This is a genomic window from Pseudomonas sp. BF-R-01 (assembly GCF_019946615.1).
GTDB classification, from domain to species: Bacteria; Pseudomonadota; Gammaproteobacteria; order Pseudomonadales; family Pseudomonadaceae; genus Aquipseudomonas; species Aquipseudomonas migulae.
In genome coordinates, this window is sequence record NZ_JAGYFX010000057.1 from 1 (window position 1) to 21,030 (window position 21,030).

Here is a 21,030-nt window from a genome sequence, read left to right on the forward strand (position 1 = left end):
CCTTTATCCCCACCCCCCAAACTCCTACATTGAGCTCCAACACCTACCCATCATCCCGATGAGCAGGTCACTGGAGATCTTCCTCATGCCTTTTGTAAGCGTACGCATTACCCGCGATGGCGTTACCTCTGAGCAGAAAGCTCAGGTGATCGCTGAAATCACTGAAACACTGGAACGCGTCCTCAAGAAGGACCCACACCTGACCCACATCGTGATCGAGGAAGTCGACACCGATAACTGGGGCTACGCCGGGATCACTACCACCCAGTACCGCAAGCAACTGGCTGAGAAGGAGGGCAAGTCGTGACTGCGTCGGTCTCCATCGATTTCGTCTCCGACGTGGTGTGCCCTTGGTGTGCATTGGGCGCGACGGCGTTAGAGCAGGCGATTGAGAACGTGTCGGGTGAAGTCTCGGTGGAGCTGACCTACAAGCCGTTCGAGTTGAACCCGAACATGCCGCCTGAAGGCGAGAAAGCCGTCGAGCACTTGATGCGCAAATACGGGCGCACCGCTGAAGACGTCGCCTCCGGCAAAGCGATGCAGATCGCTCGTGGTGAAGCACTCGGTTTCAAGTTTGACCTGGAGAAGCGCACTCACTTCTACAACACCTTTGATGCTCACCGCCTGCTGTTGTGGGCGTTACAGGAAGGGCGGCAAGTTGCGCTGAAGAAGATCCTGCTACGCGGTTACTTCACCGACGGCCAGAACCCGAGCGATCGCGAGACGCTGGTTCGACTGGCAGCCGAAGCGGGGCTGGATGCAGCGGCGGCTCAAGAGGTGTTGGCGTCCGGAGCGTTCGCCAAAGAAGTGCGTGAACTTGAAGCTTTTTACCAGCAGCACGGCATCAATTCGGTACCGGCCATGATCCTCAACGGTCGGCACCTGGTGTCCGGTTCGCAGTCGGTCGAGTACTACGAGCAAATGTTGAGACAAATGGCGAAGGAACCCGCCGAAGCCTGATTACTTACTTTTCAAACCATCATTTATTAGTAGAGGTTCATCATGAGCAATTCGAAAAAAGTCATCGTTATCACTGGCGCCTCCCAAGGTCTCGGCGCAGGCATGGTTAAAGCGTTCCGTGATCTGGATTACAAAGTTGTCGCCACTTCCCGTTCAATCAAGCCATCCACCGATCCGGACATCCTCACCGTGGCCGGCGACATCGGCAACCCCGAAGTCGCTCAACAAGTGATCCGCGAAGCCATCGCACGTTTTGGCCGCGTCGACACCCTGGTCAACAACGCCGGTATCTTCGTCGCCAAACCGTTCACCCAGTACACCGCTGAAGACTACGCCAATGTGCTGTCGGTGAACCTGAATGGCTTCTTCTACATCACCCAACTCGCCATCACCGAGATGGAAAAACAAGGCAGCGGCCACGTCGTCAACATCACCACCAGCCTGGTCGACCACGCTATCGACGGCGTGCCATCGGTACTGGCTTCGCTGACCAAAGGCGGCTTGAACGCGGCGACCAAATCCCTGGCCATCGAATACGCCAAGCGCGGGATTCGGGTCAACGCGGTTTCCCCAGGCATCATCAAGACCCCGATGCACGGTGAAGAAACCCACGCAGCGCTGGGCGCTCTGCACCCGGTCGGGCACATGGGCGAGATCAGCGACATTGCTCAGGCGGTTGTTTATCTGGATAGCGCCAACTTTGTTACCGGCGAAATCCTGCATGTGGATGGTGGGCAGAGCGCGGGTCACTAAGACCGGCTTTTCCAAACTGCGGAAACAACAAAGCCCTCGTATGAGGGCTTTGTTTTGAATAGTCGAAAATGAATCCGACGCCGTTCTGTGGTTTTTTACGTGCTGCGTTCCATTCAATTGGGTCGAGGTGGTCCAGTGCACGGTTCACTGAGATTTCTACTGCGGACATGATCAGGTGAACGCCCAGCAGGGTGTTGCGACTTGTCCCCGTCTCTCGGTCTGCCTGATCCATGATGATCACGCAGGCGGACGCCAGCGCCTCGCTTGAAAAGCCCAGCAGTTCTTGAACATCGACTTTCGGGTTGGCGATGAACATTGTGGAAGGCTTGCGCGGGATGGCTTTGATGTCTGCGATGGAGGCGTGGTGATCATCGTCGTCGCGGTTGGTCGCTTCATCGGGCTTTTGTGTATCGGGGCTTTCGTTCGGAGATGCGTTTTCTGCATCCGGGGGATCAGGGGTTACCTTACGCATATGCTGATAGTCCTGTCGGGTGCCAACCCTTTCCGCCGCTAATCGAAAAGGGTGGCAGCTGCACGCAGGTTAGCGGACCGGGGACCATCAGCAAAAGCCGGCGCGCCCGAGGGCGCCCTACGTGCAGCCACCATCAAACCGAAGGCATTGAAACGCCTGTGCGATGGGTGCACTTGCAGCCGATGGAACGCGGGCCGCTAAACCCGACCACTGATGAGCAGTGGCAGGTCCACGATAGAACCCGGGCAATAGCCGCACAAGCCGGCGGATTCTGGGGTAACTGTAGGCAAAGCCGCAAGGTTTTGTAGCTTTCAGGAAGTGACGCGAATCAGCGTTAAACAAGCACCTCCAAACAAGCTGTACATCCCACGTACAAGCCTTTCAAGGGAGTATTTCCACCGAGCGATTAGGAAATCTCCGACGATGTTCCACCGATTGAACTGTATCGGTGTGCTCGGGCGACGACGGTATGATGCCCAACCAACGTTCGCTATCAAGGCAACCATGACCGAAGTATCCCTGAACCTGCCGGAAGACCTTTCAAACGCTCTCGCCGATCTGGCCAGGATGAATGGCGAAAGTGTGAGCCACTTGGCGACGGACGTTCTTCGCGACTACATCGAGCACGAGAGGACACTGACTGCGCAGATCGAACTGGCGGTAGAGGAGGCAGATCAGGGTAAATTCGCTTCCGATGATCAGGTAGCGGCGATGCGCGCCCGACGCTGGAGCAGGAATGCGGGTTGAGTAGCTGGAAAAAGCCCTCAAAAACCTGGAAGAAGCTAGACAAGCTGTTGGTATTTCCAGCCCTGGGCCGGAAAGGTCGAGTCAGAGACACACGCGTATGGGCAGTACCCAATTGGTCCTATCTCATTCCCTACCGGTTACGCGGTGATCGCCTGCAAATCCTCGGGGGTTTCACACACGGCAACCCCTCGTACCAAGTGGTGAGAGCAAACCCCAGAAACAACAAAGCCTTCGTATTTCTACTAGGGCTTTGTTTTGTATGGTGCGGCACCAGACGAACGGTATGTTTCGGCGAGACTAGGTTTTTCGGGCGTCTGGAGTTCGCTGGAAAATTCGGCGTACCCCAACTAGTAACTATAAATAAATCAGCTAGTTATGGCGTTCGGTGGAATCGAACTCGGGATTTTTTAGATGTCAGCACGTTGTCGGTCTGCAAGAAATTCAGAGCCGCATACGGAATGGTAAACCTCCTGAATTCGAACGTTGTCGATCATCCCCTCCGTAGAGAATAGGCAGGAGTTCGCCAAAAGCTGCCGTGGCGACAGGCCGCAGACGGCCCAGGCTGTGTGAAAACGTTTTGCAGCAGGTTTTACAGTCAGGTCTGGAACGAAAATCGCGTTCCTACGCAAATTTCCGGTCTACTGATAAACCAAACGCTGGCAGATTTTACGTAGCAACGCAGAGTTCAAAACGGCGCATACGTTTTCACACAGCCTGGGCCAGAAGCTACCAATCGCGAAGGGCCGGGGTCTAGTGAAAGACGCTGCTTGCCAAGGACTATTTCGACCAACGAATATTCGTAGTCCGGATTTCCAATATCTACGCACCCTACTCACCATGCGGAGGGGAGGACTCCGGTTTGGGCAACGCGTGTGCGCTCCATCCTAGCTGTATCTGCTCCTACACCTTAAACACCTGCTGTGTCAGCTATCCACTCACAACTCCCAGGCTGGGTAGCCAATGACTCCCTCGTCTCTCAGTAAATGGAAGTAAGATGACTGCCAACTTCGACTCTTTAGCGTCTGACTTTAGGCTGCACGATCTCTTCGGCGACACCGAAAATCTGAGTACCACGCAACTGTGGATAATGGAGATCGAGCGCGAGAATACGAGCGAGGTAAAATTTCTATATGGGCGTTCTCTGCCAGGTACCTTCCGTGCAGATAGGTGGACGGGGACGACCAGCAGTAGAATCCCACTGGGAGGAAACAGCACTGTTAAAACTCACGCACTGACGCTTCATACGTCGGCTGACAAACTAACAGCATTTGTCCGTAGCTTTCTAGGCGGCGCTTCTCTTCGGGAAGCGAGCGAGCTGGCAGGTATAGCGCTTGATGCGAAACTGGCTGAAGTCGTCGTAGGCGTCAACTTTGGTGGCAACCCCATTGCTCGGCCAGTGATGCATTTTCCATGTCGTGACTTGTATTTCCATCACATTAATCGGTTGAGTCCGTCGAGCTTTGCTAGCGCAAATACTGGTGCTGCCTCTTCGCCGAGCAAACCTTCACTCTTCGTTGCCACAGAAGAGTCCGAGAGTAAGCTTGCCAAGGCCGCGTGTGATGCATTGGACGCCGACACGGGCATGGAATTCAGTACATTGGACGCTTGGCGTCTTGGGGATTTCGAGTTCGTCTGCGTGCCTGGTCTGACCAAGAGCGAACGCCTGAAATTCCACCTAGAGCTCAGAGGAGAGAGCTCGTCGCTCAAGCTATTCGAGCCTCTAACGCGGGATCCTACGGAGCTTCTGGTAGTAGTGAACTCTTACAACGACGGTGCCTCGCAAATGTCGTACATCACTCGCCTTTCTCGGGATGTCGCGTATCCCATCGACCATATCTTTGCTATCGACACCTTCAAGAACCAAGTAGCTACCGCGTACAGCCTGGAAATCTACGCTATAGGTGCTGACGGGGAGGAGTCGCACCTAGTGCTGCAGACTGGCTCCTATTACATTCGCAGCGTGAACATGAATATGCACGTCGTCGAGTCTATTCGCTCAACCGATCGCATGGACTGGCTCGCAAGACAGGTTCCCAAGAACGAGAAAGCCAAGCTCGACGCTGCGGGGCGTATTGGTCGAACTCATCGACCGAACCGCTCCGAGATCGGCGGACACGCCGATGATCCTTGGGTCACTCAGAGTCGGATGATTGAGGACGAGGTAGGCTCGCTGTTGCCAAAGTCTTCCAACGGACGCTTCTTCCAGACGCTGTCGGTGAGTCGCGGAACTAGCCGCCTGCAATTGACCGATTGGCTTCGAAAGATCTTTGAGCAGCATCATGACGCTCAGGTTGCTTGGATTGATCCGTACATGGAAAACGTGGGCATCGACCTGCTCAACACTCTTGGCACTGCTACCAGCGAATATCTCATCATTACGACTGAGAAACTGTCCGCTGAAGACTCCAAGGGCGAGCCAGGTGAACCAAATCGTATCCAGAGGCTGCTGGGTAGCTGTGCTGGTTGGGGCAAGGGCTACTACGGTAACGTCCAACTTAGGGTACTTGCTGTCCCGGAAAAAAAACTTCACGACCGAATGATTCTGGTCCGAGCGGCTAACGGAAGGCCAATTGCCGGTTACCACTTGTCCAACTCTATACAGCGAGCCAACATTGATCATCCATTGTTGGCCACTCCTATTCCGCTTGACGTGTTGCCACATGTCTTCGAATTTGCAGACAGGATCATCCAGAGCACTATGCACACGGACGGCCGGGAAGAGCCTACAGCGAAGCTCATTTTCAACTCTAGCAACGAAAACTTTGAGGTCGAGTCCGATCCCACACAGCTAAGCCGTCCCTCCTATACCGATCAAACACGGTCAGGGGATGTATTGGCGTGGTGGCTGGATGATCCAGAACTAGTTGGTCTCTCAGGAGCGGAATTGCAAGATCTGATGCAAGCTAAAGGGAACCTAATAGAGGGCAAGCTGGACCCACAACGTTTCGGGAGTATTCCCGCAAAATTTTGGGGCAATGGGCTGTTACTCCCGGACTTCCACTCAGCATGGGACGCGTTAGGAACCGTATTGGCTCATTCGCAGGCTGGTCAGTTTTACAACGGAGACAAGACCCCCTTACCGGATTCGGTAGTGGGAAACCTGCTTACGCATCTGAACCCAACGCGGTCAGGCGCATTGGCGCCACAGGCCAAAAAGAGCCACCTAGACTTTGATTATTACCAACGTAAAAGTCTCGAAGAACTTCTACTTTCCAACGACAATCCTGAACGAGTTTTTGGATACTCAACCACAGATACCGCTTGGAGCGATTATTACGCCATCAAGATTCTGTGGTGGAAGGCACCTCAGACGCTTATTCATTGGCTGAATCAGGAATGCTCCAGTCCGATGGACGAGAATTCTCGCAGGCGTGCGCTAGTCGTCCAGGCACTGCGGCTCATTTGCATGTCACTCGCATTCGATAAACACCCAGCGCAAATTGGTGCATTACTGGGATGTAAGGCGAGCATCCCGGTCTGGATTGGTGTCCATGCCTACAAAGATGCGATCAACGCCGAAACATGCACGGTCGATACTCTTGGCTTGCTCGACCTGATCAAATCCGATGATCAGCAAACCACGTTGTGCTGGCTGATCAACGAGGCCAACTATTCCGACTCTTCAACCAAGCATCATTTAGTTGTCAAGCTTACTTCTTCAATCGAGACTCCGATCAGCAATGCACAACTGCGAGCCATCCTCCGGCCTATGCGGGGTCGCCTTGGAAAGCTGCATCACTTCACACCTTGGATACTAGAGTCAATTCTGATCCCGATGCTTAAGCTAAAGATCATCGATATTGCGCAAGTTTCACGTGAGTGGTTGGGAGACCTTACCAACCAATGGAAATCTGCACTCAAAGGCGGTTCGCTTTACTTCCAATTTGATGGCGATGGTGCCTTCACCGACGAGCTTGCTACGATGAGTGCGCACCTTGCACCAGCAGATCTGCAGTACATCGTAGGTGAGATCTCCAAGATTTTTAACAATCTTGCTCGGACCATCCGTCAGCCACTGAGCGCACAGGTCGATTGGACATCGTACATCCGAGCGCATGAGGTCAACCTTTGGCTTTATGCCCTTGCCCGCCGAATCGCTGCATTAATCCACATGGACGAAAATCAACCTTTGCAGCGACTTGTAAAGGATAGCGAATTGTTGATTGAGCGACTCTCGGTTTCGGAGTGGGAGACCCTGACGAGCTGCGAGCTCCCGAAGTATCTGATGGGCGATCCAGACCAAATCAAAACTCACCGGCTACTTGACACCATCGCTGCTGCAATCAACAGCTGATTAACTTAAGAAAAAGGCTGAACTGCAAGATTCAGCCTTACACCCTCGTCGTCCTGGCAGCTGTAATGGTTCCGGCATGCTATGTCTGCTTTTCGTTAGCAGCCCTCTCGTCGGGCAACTATCGGCCAATAGCGGACATAAACCCGGAAGCTCTTCCTTCTGAAAAAAATCCGGCAACCAGGGTCGCTGCCATAGACTGTCATTTTCCAGAGCTGCTTCTCAGGCATGAAGCGTTACCAATTACTGACGATTATCCTATGAATATAATTTCTGACCACGCAGCAACCCTCGAAGAAACTCATAGTCTTTAAACCAGTCCTTACAACCTGTCCCGCTTCGCCTTGTTATTTCCAACTGCTGGTGAAGTTGCTCGTTATCCTTCGCATCCTCTAAGACCTCGAGCAATTGAGGCACGCTCATAAAACGGCAATTTACAAAAGGATTCGCATAATGACCGTACAATGAAGAAAATATCTCAGACTGATACTGACATTGAATATTCCGCAAATACTCATTAACCTCCTGCCCTACCTTATCAACAGGATCTTGAATTTGCGAACCTACAAGATTGGACAGCATCTGATTGATAAAGAAACTATCTTGTATTCCGAAAAAACCAAACATCGAAAGTGAAACCCGAATAACATCTCGACCATTTAAAGAAACAGTCTCACCGTCGGTAAATGTTAAAATCCCGTCGCGCCGCAGAGTGTACTCATGAATACCCGCCTGCACTAAAGCATGCAAGAATGACTGAGATATATCCTTGAGTGATTTTAGCTGATTCCCGGACCGAGCCTCCGATGTCAACGTTTTTCTTTTCAACTCAACAAAATACACGGCAGATTCAGACTCAATTATAAAATCACACTCCCTAGACTTGCTTTCAATCTCAAGCTCCTTTCGAACATACAATGGAACTTTGTATGTCTTGTTCGTTAAAACCTTAATCCCCCTTGAAGTTAAAGCCTCATAAACAAACTGCTCAGCCACCTGACCCAGCAACGAGCCATTCACTCCCTTGCCCTGATACAACCTCAATAAGGCACTATAAAAACCGTAGCTACAGAAAGCGGGATTGACATAGATAAAATCAGTACCATAGGCAATGAAGGGCCGCTCGAAATAGTTTCGTTTGCTAATATCGTTCGGCATGAGGTACTGAGCATTAACTGACTCAGTAGAAAATGTCAACGTTGCCAACGCGTCTTTCAAGTCAGCTAATGATACACGCCCCATTAATTCTTTATAAATTCGAGCTAAAGAGAAGTGAAACGGTGCCGCGTGGCTAGCACGACTAGAGACCCATTCCAAAATTTCAATATACGTTTTGACATCAACTTCAATTTGACTCAATAAAGGACTTCCAAAGATTCCTTTAACCACTGCTATTGCATGCTTATTCGAAAGCTGATCAATCGAAAAATGTTGATCGAAACTAATATTTCTTTGCACCCCAGCCAATATCGTATCAGGCCGGTGGTAGCTATCTTGAATTTTGCTAAAAACTTGAATTCGCTGAATACAAAAATAATGAGCACAGAGTTCAGCGCATCTTGCAAAAATCTCGATTTTATTCTTTGCCACTCTTTGCTGATGGAGTTCCGTCAGCGCAAGATTGAACAAATACCCCCACGGCACCTCTCGCACGTATGGCGTCGAAATACTTGGCTCGGGGCGTAGGAAAAAACGCTGCATTGGAAAATTATAATGTTCACTAATAACGCTCAGCACCATGTCGACGGCATGTCCGCCAAGTTTTTTAAATTCTCGCTTTAGCCTTCCCAGCAATTCAGCCTCACTGCGCAGGGACATGACTGCCACACCGCGGCGAACGTTGACTTCATAACCAAATTTCCTGAGATACAAAATCGACTCTGCGATCAGTTTATCCTCATCCATACCTGGAATTTCACAAGGTATTAGATCGGGCTGAATACAGAGATATTGATCAATCAAATCTTTGGCCTCACACCATGCTTCTTTAGAGTCCGTATACCCTGGCAACACACCCGAAAGCTGGCGGATACATTGGACAAATGATAGTGCGCCCCCCTGGCTTTTTGATAAATTCTTTAGCAATGAAAGATGATTGATGACATTAGCGAATTCGTGTCCGGTCAGGGCGTGCCCTTGAAGGATCAGTATTAGCTTATTCTTTATTTCATTAACACATTGGCTAGAATTGGGATTCCCAAGCATTGAGCACTCTCCCGACAATGCCAATCCTCCTTCAGACTTACTGCTATCTGCTCGCCAAAATACATCATCCTTCTCAAACAATTCGATCAATGCATCCATACACGCCACCCTCCAAACCAATAAATTTAAATTATTTTTTCACTAGATATCTGTTTTTTGAGACAAGATAACACTTGTCGCAGTTGCAGAATCAAGATATCTCCGCGCCAAATCCGATATTTAATTATTCATTTATGCTCAAGTCAAACGAATGTCTCGATACCGGAGAAAACTGCCTGCGAACCCAAAGCTCGACACATCGAATCTTAGATGCTCTTGCGATCCCCATTGACACAGTAACAAAAACTCCACTGCCTGCTATTAGGCGAAAGCAATCGTTCGCGAGCGGTAGCTATCGACCAGAATCAGGCATTGCAGGTGTCTCTACCTCAATAAGTTACTGCCTGGCAAAAGCGGCGTGATGCCAAGGGAGTAGGTTTGAAGGACGTGCGCTATGGGTAGACTGGAGCCCTTCGCGATAGCGAGCAATCGACTACATGAATTTTTATACCAAAACCCCTTCATTTTAGTATCTACTAGGCTTTTGTTATTGGAGCAAGGATCGCATGAGTGCTTATACCCGCGAGAAGTTTAGTGAATGTGACTGGAAGCACGCCGTAATAGCTGAGGATCACTATGGCTACTCATCTATCATGCAGAGCTTTCAAAGTCTTGCCAGACAAAAGCATGAGTCTGGCCAGCAGGAACACGCACAAATTCTTGAACTGCTAGCCCGCGCATCGTCTATGATGATTGAGCCAAAAAGCATTAATGAACCTTTTAAACCATACTTTCAAAACTTCCAGAACCAAACGCGCTCTGCCATTCCTGATGACTTCTCAGAAGAAAATTTAGCATTTTTTGAGAGCATTTTGAACGACATTGATAATCCATGGTTAATAGCGAGACTGGCTGACTTGTTATGGCTATGCAAGAAACCCAAAAATCCAGAACATGCCAGAATTGCAATAGATGCGTACATTTCATTGCCGATTTGCGCCGAAAACTGGCGACTAGATATCGACTCTTGCTGGGAGCGGGCCGGACGACTTTGCATTCAAATTAAAGAATTTGAAAGACTCAACGAAATCAGAGATCGGCTTTTCTCTGAGTTTTCCAAGGACCATGCCGGCAGCATATTTATGTCGTTGTGGATCGCGAATTTGCTGGATAAGTTGAAAATAGGCAGCGAATTAGCTGACAGGATTACTACCGATCTATTTGCGTCCGGACAAAAGCTAAAAGAGAAGGGGGATTTTACTTCTGCGAGAAGTTACTTTGAGTTAGCCACCAAAAAGTATCAGCAGATCAAGAATGAAGTAGGCCGACTAGAGTGCCTAGTCTCAATAGCAGACTGTTTTGAAAAAGAGGCCGATATTCGTCAGGAGACCAGCAGTCTTGTTGCGAACATGCTGTATGAAAATGCCATTCAGGCATATCGTCGTATACCAGTAAAGAATCGAGTCCAACACTGCGTAGAGGAGAGAGTTCGATCAATCCGGACTAAAATCACAATCTCTGGGCAAGCCTCATTGGATGAAATGCATCTAGTGACAACAGATCGCATAGATATCACGGAAATTGTCAAGTCCTCTCAAGCTCATGTTTCAGGTAAGAGCAATGTAACGGAGGCCGTTTTGTATTTTTCAGGGATTTATAGCGGCCCTAGCTATTGCAAGTTAGAATCCGGCTCCAAAGAAAAGATAAAAGATCACTTTATTAGCGCGCTGTTTGGATCGAGCCAGATAGGAAGCGATGGAAGAGTTGTCGCAAAAACCCCGCCAATGAACCTGCATGCAGGAGAAGATGACCCGTCCAATCAACGGGTGCTAATCCAACAGATTCAGCAGACTTTTTCCATTGAGATTAAGCTGGTAGTCGAAGGTCAAATTCTTCCAGCCCTGAATCAAATTTTAATGGAGCATAGGGTAACAAAAGATATTTTAGAAAAACTTTGCTATTGCTCACCAATTGTACCCAAGGAACGAATTTCTCTCCTTGCCTCAGCATTATGGTGCGGCTTCGAGTTTGAGTTCGGAGATGCCATCCATCTGTTATGTCCGCAGGTTGAACACATAGTTAGAACTCGATTAAAACAAGCCGGCGCACAAACTAGCAACATTGATAAAGAAGGTATTGAAAACGAAAATGGTCTGAGCACCCTTATGGATTTACCCGAGGCACTTAAAGTTTTTGGTGAAGATTTAACTTTCGAACTTAAGAGCGTTTTCACAGAAGCATTGGGCTTCAACCTACGGAACGACGTTGCTCATGGATTACTGAACGATGACTCTGCATCCAGTATTGCTACGATTTATGCTTGGTGGATGATCCTTCGACTCATAGTTCATTCAATGCTGACAGGGGCCGCATCAGCATCGCCTGAAGAAGCGTCAAAGCCGGATATTGATGACTTTCCAGATGACAAATAATCCGAGAACCTAGCCGGATCGAATGCAACATTGATCGCCGTCCGTAAATGGTTCGCGTCCGCCTGACACGATCACCATCCGCAGCTCGGGGTCGGAAACGGTCGCTCGTGAGTGGCTGCTTCTGGCCGATTGTGTTGAAAAAGTCGGCCATGGTTTCCACGGCAGAAAAGTACGCGCTTGAGATTGAAATCTTTACTTTGAGCAGAGGATTCCGGGCTCAGATTTCGCATAGCTGCGCGAAAAAAGGCGTTTTCAGCAGTCAGTAGGTGGGCAGTCTGGAAGGATCGACTTTTTCAACACAATCGGCCGTTTTCTGACCTTCGTTTAGTGGTTGAACTGCCAGGATTTTCCTAGGCGATGAGTGAGCAATTGCATGGTTAGCAAATAGTAATAGTGCGTCGATTCAGTGTGCTGGTTTAGGTGGCGATTCAAAAACCACGCAAGGTGTTTTCTCTGCCAAGTCCATGGATTGTCCCGTTGCCAGCGCTCAGCGATCGCTGTTTGGATGGCCTTCGCCTGACGCAAGTGGCGTTGGCGCGTGGTATGCGACCCGGTCAGGACGCCCGCCAGGAACAGATCCATATCGAATGCCGTGCTCATGCGCGACCACCAATGTAAGCGGCCACCACGACGATACGGTTGTGCCCCAGCTCATAGCTGATTTGTACTCGGGCTTCCTGATCGAGACGTCGGTCGAGTTGATAGCAATGGCCACCGTTGATGGGGGCGGGATGGTGGGTGATTTGCTCATAGCGTTCGCACGCATAGGCTGCCCGCAATTCGTGGAAGCCTTTGAGGTTGTACTGATGGAGGATGTCCCGTGCAGGACGGACGATTCCCCGTTGGAAATCGAGGTAGGTTTCGTTCGGTGCAAGTAGGTTGCGGCTACCGTCGGGTGAGACCTGTTCGGCGAATCTCAGCGCCTCGCGAATATGATCATCCGCCCTGATCCAGCGAGGTGCCGAGGCACCTGAGCGGCCCCCCTTGGTGCCATCCTGGATGTTGATCTTGCCGTATTGTTCGGCCTCACGTTTTAAGCGCGGAAGGTCTGCCAAAATGGCCTCACGTAAGCGCATGCCGGTGGCTCGCGCTAATTGAGCGATGGCCGCGGCACGCGGCTGCTTGTGTGCGCAAAGCACCTCTACGACCCTCTTCACATGTTCGCGGTCTTGGCCTTGCGGCACCGAACGACGAACACTGGTGCGCCGCATTCCTAGCGCCTTGCTCGGACTCGGTACTTTCACATACTGATCACCGCGAAGCGCTGCCAGGGTCCGATTGACGCTGGACAATCGGTTTTGCGCAGTGGCGATGGCGAGATCGCTGCGCTCAACCAGGTGACGCAGATGCTCCGCGTAATCCAGCAAGGTCTGCCGATCAATCTGCCGTGCGTCATTAATTCCCGGGCCATCCTCCGACCGACACCAGCGTACAAACGCCAGCCAACGATCACTGTGTGCTTTGACCGTCCCGTAATGCCCGCCGCCAAACAGATCACGTAGCGCCTGTGGCCCGGCATAACTCAGTTGACGGCCGTAGCCAAAATTGCGCCCGTCACGTTTACCTACCAATGCCATGATCAAACTCCTCTCGAAGCCAAAACCTTTGAAACTTTCCCCACGTCATCCCGCCAAGAATGTTGAGTGTTATCAGGGATCAAGGCCCCTGCGACCTGTGAGGGTTGTCCACTAACGCGGGACTGACGGCTCTTTACGACCGGGAGCTTGGACATCTCATGATCTGGCCTCCTGAACACTTCCGCAGAAGTGGGCGGGTGGAGGCTACGCTGGCTGACGAGACCGGCGCCGCGAGATCCTGAGTCAGGTGAAGGCAGTGATGCGATGACCGGGGCATGCCTGACTGTCAGTCAGGTGCAGTCCATTCCGTGGGCTGCGGCACCATCATCTGCATCGCTGTTGCTGGTGACTTCGGTGTTTGTCACGCCGATTGTCGCGAGGGGAAATGCCGCAAAGCCTTGTACGAGTTGGGCTGCAGCAGCGGTAGGAGCGCCCGTCTCTTTCCGGAAGAAAGAGACGGGCGCAGGTTGGCGCAAGGAAATGGCCAAGCGGATAGGTTGCTGCAGGGCAGCTATGAAAGGGGATGAGTTGCCGCAGTGGGCACACTGGTAAAAGTAGGCATCCATCACATCGCTGTGACCGTGCGAGCCGCCGGACGCTAATCGCACTTTGGGAGAACCGCCACGGTGTGGCGTAGCCTTAAAGGTTCTGGCTACCTGGGTTGCTGTCAACGACAGCGCTTTGCCCGATCTTTTCTACGCCTGTGGATAATTTGGGTCAAGGCTCGAATTATCGGGAGTTCTGCGGCTGTGGATGAAATTATCCACCGGTGGAAATCAGTAGTTTTCCACAGACAGTTTGCGTGGGCTTTAGATTTTTTAAATGAGGTCCATCCAAGCAGGGCGGCTTTGCAGCCCTGCTTGGATGGACCCGCGTGGAAGGGCGGACAACGGTGATCTCATAGGCTTACCCACGTTTGGATGCGCCACGGCTATTTTGTAGGGGCGTGATGTTGTCGCCGACTGGGTGAGCGAATTCGTGGGGCGTCACATGCCCATGGCGGTTGGCGTCGATGTAGTTGCTCCACCACGCCATGATCAGCCTGCGCTGTTCGAGGAATTCGGCCTTGTGGATATACGCGGCGCGCACGCGGTTGCGTTCCTTGTGGCTCATTTGTCTTTCGATGGCTGCGTCGGTCCATAACCCGGACTCCAGCAGGGCGCTACAGGCCATGGTCCTGAAGCCGTGGCCGCACACGTCCTTGCTGGTGTCATAGCCGACGTTGCGGAGCATGGTGTTCACCGTGTTCTCGGACATGGGCTTCCAGTACTTGTGGTCGCCCGGTAGCACCAACTCTGAAAAGCGACTGAGGCTGCGCAGGCGCTCCAGTATTTCGATGACCTGCGGCGATAGCGGGACCATTTGAATGTCGCCGTTCATCTTGGTCCCGCGTGTGGAGTTGCGTACCCCTTCAATCGGTGCGCGCGTATCGGGGATTTCCCACATGGCGCGTTGAAGGTCGAACTCACTCCATCGAGCGAAGCGCAGTTCGCTTGAGCGGACGAATACATGCAACGTCAACAGGACGGCAAGGCGCGTCAGCTCGCGACCGTTGTAGTTGTCGATGCGGTGTAGCAGTTCGGGTAGGCGGTTGAGGGATAGGGCGGGGCGATGGACTGTGCGCGGCGCGTGAATCGAGCCTGCCAGATCCAGTGCAGGATTCATGGTGATCTGCCGGGCTCTTTTGGCCCCGCGCATGATGGTGGATAAGTAGTTCTGTACCCTTAACGCCACATCCATGGTGCCGCGTTCCTTGATGCGCTGGGTGATTTCTAGCAGGTCGTGGGTATCGAGTTCTGCGATGGGGCGTTGGCCGATCAGCGGGAAGACGTGGGTGCGCAGTCGGCTCATTACGGTTTTTGCGTGGCCTTCGGTCCAGCGGCGGGACATATCGGCGTGCCACTCTAGGGCAACGGTTTCGAAAAGCAGTGCCGCCCGCTGGGCTACGATCCTGGCCTTTTTCTTTTCTTCCATTGGATCGAGGTTGTCGAGCAGCAACGCCTTGGCTTCGTCTCGCTTACGTCGTGCGACGGAAAGGGTAACGATGGGGTAATTGCCGATGATGAGCGTGCCTTCCTTGCCGCTGGGCTTGGTGTACTTCAAGCGCCAGGTCTTCACGCCATTGGGTTTGACGAAAAGGTACATGCCGCCGCCGTCGAACAGTTTGTAGGCGCGTTCGCGGGTTTTGGCCGTGCGGCATTGCAGGTCGCTGAGGGGGATCGCTAGACGTGGCATAGGGGTACGCGCTCCTGACCGGGAAATCGCAGTACCCCTAACATACCCTCGGGGAAGGGGGATTTTGTTGGATCCCGACGGAGGGTTCTGGAACGAAAAAACCCGCCAAAGGGCGGGTTTTCGGGGCTTCCAGAGCATTCGGTGGAATGCAATGGAGCCTAATGTGGTGCCGGCACCAGGAGTCGAACCCGGGACCTACTGATTACAAGTCAGTTGCTCTACCAACTGAGCTATACCGGCGTGTTAGGGCGACGATTATAGCGATTGGGTTGGTTCTGTAAACCCCTGAATTCAGACTATTTTTACGCGGCCGTCAGACCAGCCCCGCAGACGCATCTGCGGGGCTGGCCGAAGCAGCATCACACGCCGTTTTTAACCGCGTTGATCAGGTCCTGACTCAGCACCTGCGCAGGCGCCACTTGCACGCTTTGCGTATAGAACGGCGGCAGGTTTTGGGCCAGTGTCGACAACGCTTGCGCGGTGGTATTGCCCGGCAGCAGCACGTATTGCAGGTTGGACGGATAGCTCTGCGGCACGGGGCCTTCCATGGTTGAACCGTAGGCGCCGAAGGTCATTACGGCCTGGGGCGTTGTTGGATCGGGTGCATAGAGGAAGACGAAGGTGCCGTACTTTGGATGAGTCAGGTAAAGCCCGGCTTCAGCGCGAACGGCCGGATCGGGGTCGTTCATCAGGGTCCAGCGCATGACCGCATAGCTGCGGGTCGTTTCCATGAACGCTGTACGAATCGGCGACTGGTTCTCGACGCCTCCCAGGCACGCCAGCAGGTTACCGAACGGGTCGATCAGCGCCACTGAGTTGAACACCGTGCTTTGCTGCGCGGTTTTCAGCAGGGGAGGCGCGAGTTCGGCGCCGGGATCCCGTGGGTTCGCCGATTGCACGGTCAGTGCGAATGGGCTGAGCGCTGTCAGTGCCTGGCGCACTTTGCTGTTGGCCGGCAGGGTGGCGGGGTTTTGCAGTTGATCCGGCGGCAGGCCGCTGTTGTTGCTGGCATCGCGCACCGTGTTGACGCTGGCGGAGAAGATCGAGCTGCACAGGAAGTACGCCGCCGAGTCGATGGTCTGGCCGCCGAACACCGGGCTGTTCGAGCCCTGATAGGCGCGGCTGACTGGCGCTGCAATCGCGTAATAGCCCCAGGTGTTCTGCGCCTGCTGGCGGATCTGCGGCGGCAACGATGGAAAGGTGAACTGGCTGTTGTAGTTGATGCCTGCGTAGTCATCGATCGCACTGACGGCGACGTTGAATCCTGCGGTCAGCAGCGAACCGGCGCACATGGCGCACGGGTCGAGCGTGGTGACGACGGTCAGTTGATTGGGCGGTGGCAGATTCAGTGGCGCGACGTTTTCGTAGTACCAGTCCACCAGTTGCCGTTCGCCGTGGGCGGTCGGGTCGTGGGGTAGAAAGTAAGTCGTGCCGCTGCCAGGGAAAGGCATCAGCACGTTGTTGTGCAGCGCGGCGATGACCTCGCCCGTTGCGTTGTTGATGATGGCGCCGCCCACCGCGAAGGTTTGCTGCAACGCAGCGACAATGGCTTCGTTGGCGACGGTATCGACGGCTTCCTGTGCACTGTTCAATGTGCTCATGTTTTCCCAGCTCCTTGCTGTCCCTGACATCAGAGAATTCTGACGCTTGGCAAAGATAGTTGAGGATTTCCAGGGCGTTTATGTTCTTTTGAATTAATGCTTATGCACAACGGGGAAGGCGATGCACGCGGTTAAGATCGAAAATGTGGATCCAGTCTCATTTTCTCGCAAATGCCTGTTTTTCCGGTTTTTTATTCGGGTGTACGAAAATTGAACAGTTTGGTTTCAGCCCTGAAACAGGCGTAAACATTGGATCCACGATATTTCATCAACAGAGTTATCCACAGGCTGTGGCTGTTTTAGGCACGTTCCGCCAGCAACAGGAAGTTACGCGGCGTGAGTGGGGTTTCACAAAAGGTGCCGAGGCGAACGGTGTAACCCTGCTCAGCGAGGAAAAGTGCTCGATCAAGGTTCAGCCAAAGCTCCAGCGGACGTCGGAAAAGTCCGCGCAGCAGTTCCAGATTGCGTACTTCGGCCAGTCGCCGCCAACCGGCGGCTTCGAGCGCTGACCAGTCTTGCGGGCCGACTGTGGATAACTCTTTGAATGCGGCCAGATGGTGGCAGTAGTCGGCGAATGATCTGTCCAGCCAGGCGCTCGGCAGAGAAGGCGTGGGCAGGTACTCATCAACACCGCGCAGTTGCCGTTGCAGCAGGTCGAAAGCCAGGCGTCGGGCCATGGACGTGTCGCGCTGACGTCGGACGCGGGCACCGGCGGTGACGGTTTCGCTCATCGGGAGTGAGAGATCGTCGAGTGACAGATGTAGGTCAGAGCGCAAACCAACAGCGGAAACTGGCTGGTATGCAGGAAGACTGATCCTGTTATAGCAACACGGCGCAATGGCCATTTGTTTGCACCCGGCGGCGCTGGCGAGCTGGATCAATCGCACATGCAGATCGCCACAGGCATGCAGTGCGACCGGTGTGTGATCGGCGTTCAGCAAAGAGGCGGCGCCGGGTGCCAGCACGTCCTGCTCGACATGCAGCGCATGCAGTTGATGGCGCTGACTGAGCGCCTGACCGCCTAGCACCAGTGCAGGATCATGTTCCAGGCACGTGAGCTGCTGACCGGTTTGCAGCAGGCGTCGACCCAAGTGGCCTTTACCCGAGCACCAATCCAGCCAATGCATCGGTGGCGCAGCAAACGACAACCGACTGGCAAACGCCTCGATCTGCTGCCACTTGCGTCCCGGCACATCGACATTCAACCGATGTCCTGCGGTCTCCAGCGTGTGTGCCGGCAGCTCACCCACCGAACCCAGCTCAAGGGATAGCGCCGCCAGCGAAGCGAATGGCTCCGGCGCATTTAGCAGGCAAGGTTGGTTATGACTGTTTTCCGCGTCTTCCAGCGACCGCCCGCGTAGCCATACAGCCAGCTCCGGGTAGGACGCTTCCCAAGGAAGTTGCAGATGGGTAAACGGTCGAGGCTTCCACAGCGCCTGATGCTCGATCAGAAAAGCATCCAGCGCCATGAAGCGGGCGAGCAGGGCCTCGCCCGTCAACACGTGGGAATCAACGCCCTTGGCAGGCATCGACGCGCAACCAGCGCTCCAGCAGCTTGAAGCCGCGAACCAGCACGTAGGCCATCAGCAGGTAGAACATGCCTGCGGCGAAGAAGATCTCCACCGGCAGATACGTCCGGGCAATGATGGTGCGGGCCATGCCAGTCAGTTCCAGCAGGGTCACGGTACTGGCCAGCGCGCTGGCCTTGAGCATCAGGATCACTTCGTTGCTGTACGCCGGCAGGCCGATGCGCGCCGCTCGCGGCAGGATGATGTAGAACAGCGCTTTCGCCCGAGACATGCCCAGCGCCCGCGCCGCCTCGATCTCGCCCGGTGGGATCGCCTGGATCGCACCGCGCAGGATCTCGGCGATGTAGGCCGCGGTGTGCAAGGTCATGGTCGCCGTGGCGCACCAGAACGGATCGCGCAGGTACGGCCACATCGAGCTGTTACGGATCGCATCGAACTGCGCGAGGCCGTAGTAGACCAGGAACAGCTGAACCAGCAACGGCGTGCCACGGAAAAAGAAGATGTAGCCGTAGGGAAATGCCCGCACCCACCACAGGCGCGACGAACGCGCGATGCCCAGAGGAATCGCCAGCAACAGGCCGGCAATCACGGCGATGGCCACCAGTTCCAGGGTCAGCGTTGCGCCCTGAGCCAGTTTCGGCAACCACTTGATGATGACTTCCCAGTTCATTGGGTGCTCCTCGCGAAGCCGCGAGCGGCGCGTTTTTCCATGAAGTGCATGCCTGTCATGGCCAGAATCGTCAGGCCCAGGTACATGAACGCGGCCACCATATAGAAGGTGAACGGCTGTTTGGACACGGTCACGCCGATTTGCGCGTGACGCATGATTTCTTCCAGGCCGATCACCGACACCAGCGCGGTGTCTTTCATCAGGATCATGAACAGGTTGCCCAGGCCGGGCAGGGCGATACGCCACATCTGCGGCATGATCAGCTTAGTGAAGATGCGAAATTTCGAAAGACCCAGTGCCACACCGGCTTCGCGGTGGCCTTTGGGGATTGCCAGGATTGCACCGCGGAACACTTCCGTGGCGTAGGCGCCGAAGCACAGGCCCAGTGCAATCACGCCGGCCGCAAAGGCATTGAGTTCAAGGTCGGGGTTGCCGAAAAACTCGCCCAGGGCACGCATCAGGTTGACTGTGCCGAAGTAGATCAACAGCACCCAGAGCAGTTCCGGAATGCCGCGTACCAGTGTCGAATAAGTGCCGCCAAGCCATTGCAACGGCTTGTACGGGGAAGTCTTGGCCAAGGCGCCGAGCAAACCGAGCACCAGCCCGAGACACAGGGCCGAGAGTGCCAGTTTCACAGTCATCAGCGCGCCAGCGGCGAGCGCCGGGCCGAATCCGTAGAGGTCGATAATCATGGATTTCTTTTCAAATCGCGGCAGGCAAGGCCGGGGACCGGCGCCGTCAGAAAACGGCGCCGGTCCGGCAGGTCAGTATCAATAGATGCTGAACGGGAAGTACTTGTCGTTGATCTTCTTGTAGGTGCCGTCAGCAACGATTTCTTTCAGTGCGACGTTCAGCTTCTCGCGGATCGGGTCGTTCTTGCGAACGGCGATACCGATCTTGTCGCTTTCTTCCACCGGGTCGCCTTTGAATTCGTAAGGCTTGCCGGCGTCGCTTTTCAGCCACTCGTAGTTGACGTATTTGTCCGCCAGGATGCCGTCCAGACGACCCGAAGTCAGGTCGAGGTAAGCGTTTTCCTGGGTGTCGTAGAGCTTGGTTTCAACGCCAGGCATGTTGTCTTCAAGCCAGGTGCCGGCCAGTGTCGCGCGCTGGGCGCCGATCACTTTACCTTTCAGCGCATCCTTGTCGGTCTTGAAGTCGACGTCTTTCTTGGCGATGAATTGCAGCTTGTTCGAGTAGTACGGGTCGGTGAAGTCGACGGCCTGCTTGCGCTCGTCGGTGATCGACATCGAGGAGATCAGGAAGTCGAACTTCTTGGCGTTCAGTGCCGGAATGATGCCGTCCCAGTCGGAGGTGACCACGGTGCATTCGACTTTCATCTTGGCGCACAGGGCGTCGCCGATTTCCTTGTCGAAGCCGACGACATTGCCACTGGCATCTTTGTTGTTGAACGGCGGGTAGGCCGCTTCGATGCCCATCTTCAGGGTTTCGGCCATGGCACCGGCGCTGAACGCCAGGGTGACGGCGGCTGCCAGGAAGACCTTTTTGTAGTTCTGCATGC

16 protein-coding genes and 1 tRNA gene are annotated in these 21,030 nt (G+C 53.7%); 6 read left to right on the forward strand and 11 right to left on the reverse strand.

Going from position 1 to position 21,030, the window contains the following annotated elements; genetic code table 11:
- Positions 1-85: 85 nt before the first annotated feature.
- The 3 genes from KGB27_RS20025 to KGB27_RS20035 are packed head-to-tail and all read left to right on the forward strand — an operon-like array spanning position 86 to position 1,713.
- Positions 86-307, forward strand: a complete 222-nt coding sequence (locus KGB27_RS20025; protein ID WP_008025002.1) for a tautomerase family protein — start codon at positions 86-88, stop codon at positions 305-307.
- Positions 304-960 carry a DsbA family oxidoreductase gene (locus KGB27_RS20030; protein ID WP_223481387.1) on the forward strand — a complete coding sequence of 219 codons (657 nt, stop codon included), beginning with the start codon at positions 304-306 and terminating at the stop codon, positions 958-960. The genes KGB27_RS20025 and KGB27_RS20030 overlap by 4 nt, the downstream gene beginning before the upstream one ends.
- 42 nt (positions 961-1,002) lie before the next feature.
- On the forward strand, positions 1,003-1,713 hold the full coding sequence (locus tag KGB27_RS20035) for an SDR family NAD(P)-dependent oxidoreductase (RefSeq protein ID WP_008024998.1): 711 nt from the start codon (positions 1,003-1,005) through the stop codon (positions 1,711-1,713).
- Here the strand turns inward: KGB27_RS20035 and KGB27_RS20040 are convergent.
- Positions 1,664-2,185 (reverse strand): DUF6124 family protein, encoded by a 522-nt coding sequence (locus tag KGB27_RS20040; RefSeq protein WP_223555983.1) that lies wholly within the window; start codon positions 2,183-2,185, stop codon positions 1,664-1,666. The two genes, KGB27_RS20035 and KGB27_RS20040, sit on opposite strands and share 50 nt — an antisense overlap.
- 504 nt (positions 2,186-2,689) lie before the next feature.
- Between KGB27_RS20040 and KGB27_RS20045 the strand changes: the two genes are divergently transcribed.
- Together KGB27_RS20045 and KGB27_RS20055 are read left to right on the forward strand one after the other, a co-directional pair.
- Complete coding sequence (locus KGB27_RS20045) at positions 2,690-2,932, forward strand: DUF6290 family protein (RefSeq protein WP_223555985.1); 243 nt, start codon at positions 2,690-2,692, stop codon at positions 2,930-2,932.
- Positions 2,933-3,926: 994 nt separating this feature from the next.
- Entirely contained in the window at positions 3,927-7,226 is a 3,300-nt protein-coding gene (locus tag KGB27_RS20055; RefSeq protein ID WP_223555988.1) for a VPA1262 family protein, read from the forward strand.
- Positions 7,227-7,481: 255 nt separating this feature from the next.
- Here the strand turns inward: KGB27_RS20055 and KGB27_RS20060 are convergent, their stop codons facing one another.
- Positions 7,482-9,527: a hypothetical protein gene (locus tag KGB27_RS20060; RefSeq protein ID WP_223555991.1), complete on the reverse strand. Its 2,046-nt coding sequence runs from the start codon at positions 9,525-9,527 to the stop codon at positions 7,482-7,484.
- A gap of 506 nt (positions 9,528-10,033) precedes the next feature.
- Between KGB27_RS20060 and KGB27_RS20065 the strand changes: the two genes are divergently transcribed.
- Positions 10,034-11,899, forward strand: coding sequence for a DUF4209 domain-containing protein (locus KGB27_RS20065; RefSeq protein WP_223555994.1), 1,866 nt, complete (start codon positions 10,034-10,036; stop codon positions 11,897-11,899).
- 324 nt (positions 11,900-12,223) lie between these two features.
- On the opposite strand, the gene KGB27_RS20070 is transcribed toward KGB27_RS20065, so the two are convergent.
- From KGB27_RS20070 to KGB27_RS20110, 9 genes are all read right to left on the reverse strand, one after another.
- A complete protein-coding gene (locus KGB27_RS20070) occupies positions 12,224-12,499 on the reverse strand; it encodes a hypothetical protein (RefSeq protein ID WP_223555997.1) in 276 nt (91 codons plus the stop codon).
- Entirely contained in the window at positions 12,496-13,476 is a 981-nt protein-coding gene (locus KGB27_RS20075; protein WP_223556000.1) for an integrase domain-containing protein, read from the reverse strand. Before KGB27_RS20075 ends, KGB27_RS20070 begins: the two co-directional genes overlap by 4 nt.
- 906 nt (positions 13,477-14,382) lie before the next feature.
- Positions 14,383-15,711, reverse strand: coding sequence for a tyrosine-type recombinase/integrase (locus tag KGB27_RS20080; RefSeq protein WP_223556003.1), 1,329 nt, complete (start codon positions 15,709-15,711; stop codon positions 14,383-14,385).
- 164 nt (positions 15,712-15,875) lie between these two features.
- Positions 15,876-15,951: transfer RNA gene (locus tag KGB27_RS20085), tRNA-Thr, on the reverse strand.
- A gap of 119 nt (positions 15,952-16,070) precedes the next feature.
- Complete coding sequence (locus tag KGB27_RS20090) at positions 16,071-17,312, reverse strand: nucleoside deaminase (protein WP_223556005.1); 1,242 nt, start codon at positions 17,310-17,312, stop codon at positions 16,071-16,073.
- A gap of 299 nt (positions 17,313-17,611) precedes the next feature.
- Complete coding sequence (locus KGB27_RS20095; RefSeq protein ID WP_223556007.1) at positions 17,612-18,841, reverse strand: methyltransferase; 1,230 nt, start codon at positions 18,839-18,841, stop codon at positions 17,612-17,614.
- A complete protein-coding gene (locus KGB27_RS20100) occupies positions 18,822-19,511 on the reverse strand; it encodes an ABC transporter permease (RefSeq protein WP_008041034.1) in 690 nt (229 codons plus the stop codon). Before KGB27_RS20100 ends, KGB27_RS20095 begins: the two co-directional genes overlap by 20 nt.
- A complete protein-coding gene (locus tag KGB27_RS20105; RefSeq protein WP_008024973.1) occupies positions 19,508-20,203 on the reverse strand; it encodes an ABC transporter permease in 696 nt (231 codons plus the stop codon). Before KGB27_RS20105 ends, KGB27_RS20100 begins: the two co-directional genes overlap by 4 nt.
- A 78-nt stretch (positions 20,204-20,281) precedes the next feature.
- Positions 20,282-21,028 (reverse strand): ABC transporter substrate-binding protein, encoded by a 747-nt coding sequence (locus tag KGB27_RS20110; protein ID WP_008041033.1) that lies wholly within the window; start codon positions 21,026-21,028, stop codon positions 20,282-20,284.
- Between the last annotated feature and the right edge of the window lie 2 nt (positions 21,029-21,030).

What these genes read in the sequence shown, in the direction of transcription:
- KGB27_RS20055 (WP_223555988.1), top strand. Translation starts at nt 3,927, where the DNA reads ATGACTGCCAACTTCGACTCTTTAGCGTCTGACTTTAGGCTGCACGAT.
- KGB27_RS20060 (WP_223555991.1), bottom strand. Translation starts at nt 9,527, where the DNA reads ATGGATGCATTGATCGAATTGTTTGAGAAGGATGATGTATTTTGGCGA.
- KGB27_RS20065 (WP_223555994.1), top strand. Translation starts at nt 10,034, where the DNA reads ATGAGTGCTTATACCCGCGAGAAGTTTAGTGAATGTGACTGGAAGCAC.
- KGB27_RS20100 (WP_008041034.1), bottom strand. Translation starts at nt 19,511, where the DNA reads ATGAACTGGGAAGTCATCATCAAGTGGTTGCCGAAACTGGCTCAGGGC.
- KGB27_RS20090 (WP_223556005.1), bottom strand. Translation starts at nt 17,312, where the DNA reads ATGAGCACATTGAACAGTGCACAGGAAGCCGTCGATACCGTCGCCAAC.
- KGB27_RS20110 (WP_008041033.1), bottom strand. Translation starts at nt 21,028, where the DNA reads ATGCAGAACTACAAAAAGGTCTTCCTGGCAGCCGCCGTCACCCTGGCG.
- KGB27_RS20105 (WP_008024973.1), bottom strand. Translation starts at nt 20,203, where the DNA reads ATGATTATCGACCTCTACGGATTCGGCCCGGCGCTCGCCGCTGGCGCG.
- KGB27_RS20040 (WP_223555983.1), bottom strand. Translation starts at nt 2,185, where the DNA reads ATGCGTAAGGTAACCCCTGATCCCCCGGATGCAGAAAACGCATCTCCG.
- KGB27_RS20070 (WP_223555997.1), bottom strand. Translation starts at nt 12,499, where the DNA reads ATGAGCACGGCATTCGATATGGATCTGTTCCTGGCGGGCGTCCTGACC.
- KGB27_RS20035 (WP_008024998.1), top strand. Translation starts at nt 1,003, where the DNA reads ATGAGCAATTCGAAAAAAGTCATCGTTATCACTGGCGCCTCCCAAGGT.
- KGB27_RS20025 (WP_008025002.1), top strand. Translation starts at nt 86, where the DNA reads ATGCCTTTTGTAAGCGTACGCATTACCCGCGATGGCGTTACCTCTGAG.
- KGB27_RS20045 (WP_223555985.1), top strand. Translation starts at nt 2,690, where the DNA reads ATGACCGAAGTATCCCTGAACCTGCCGGAAGACCTTTCAAACGCTCTC.
- KGB27_RS20095 (WP_223556007.1), bottom strand. Translation starts at nt 18,841, where the DNA reads ATGCCTGCCAAGGGCGTTGATTCCCACGTGTTGACGGGCGAGGCCCTG.
- KGB27_RS20075 (WP_223556000.1), bottom strand. Translation starts at nt 13,476, where the DNA reads ATGGCATTGGTAGGTAAACGTGACGGGCGCAATTTTGGCTACGGCCGT.
- KGB27_RS20080 (WP_223556003.1), bottom strand. Translation starts at nt 15,711, where the DNA reads ATGCCACGTCTAGCGATCCCCCTCAGCGACCTGCAATGCCGCACGGCC.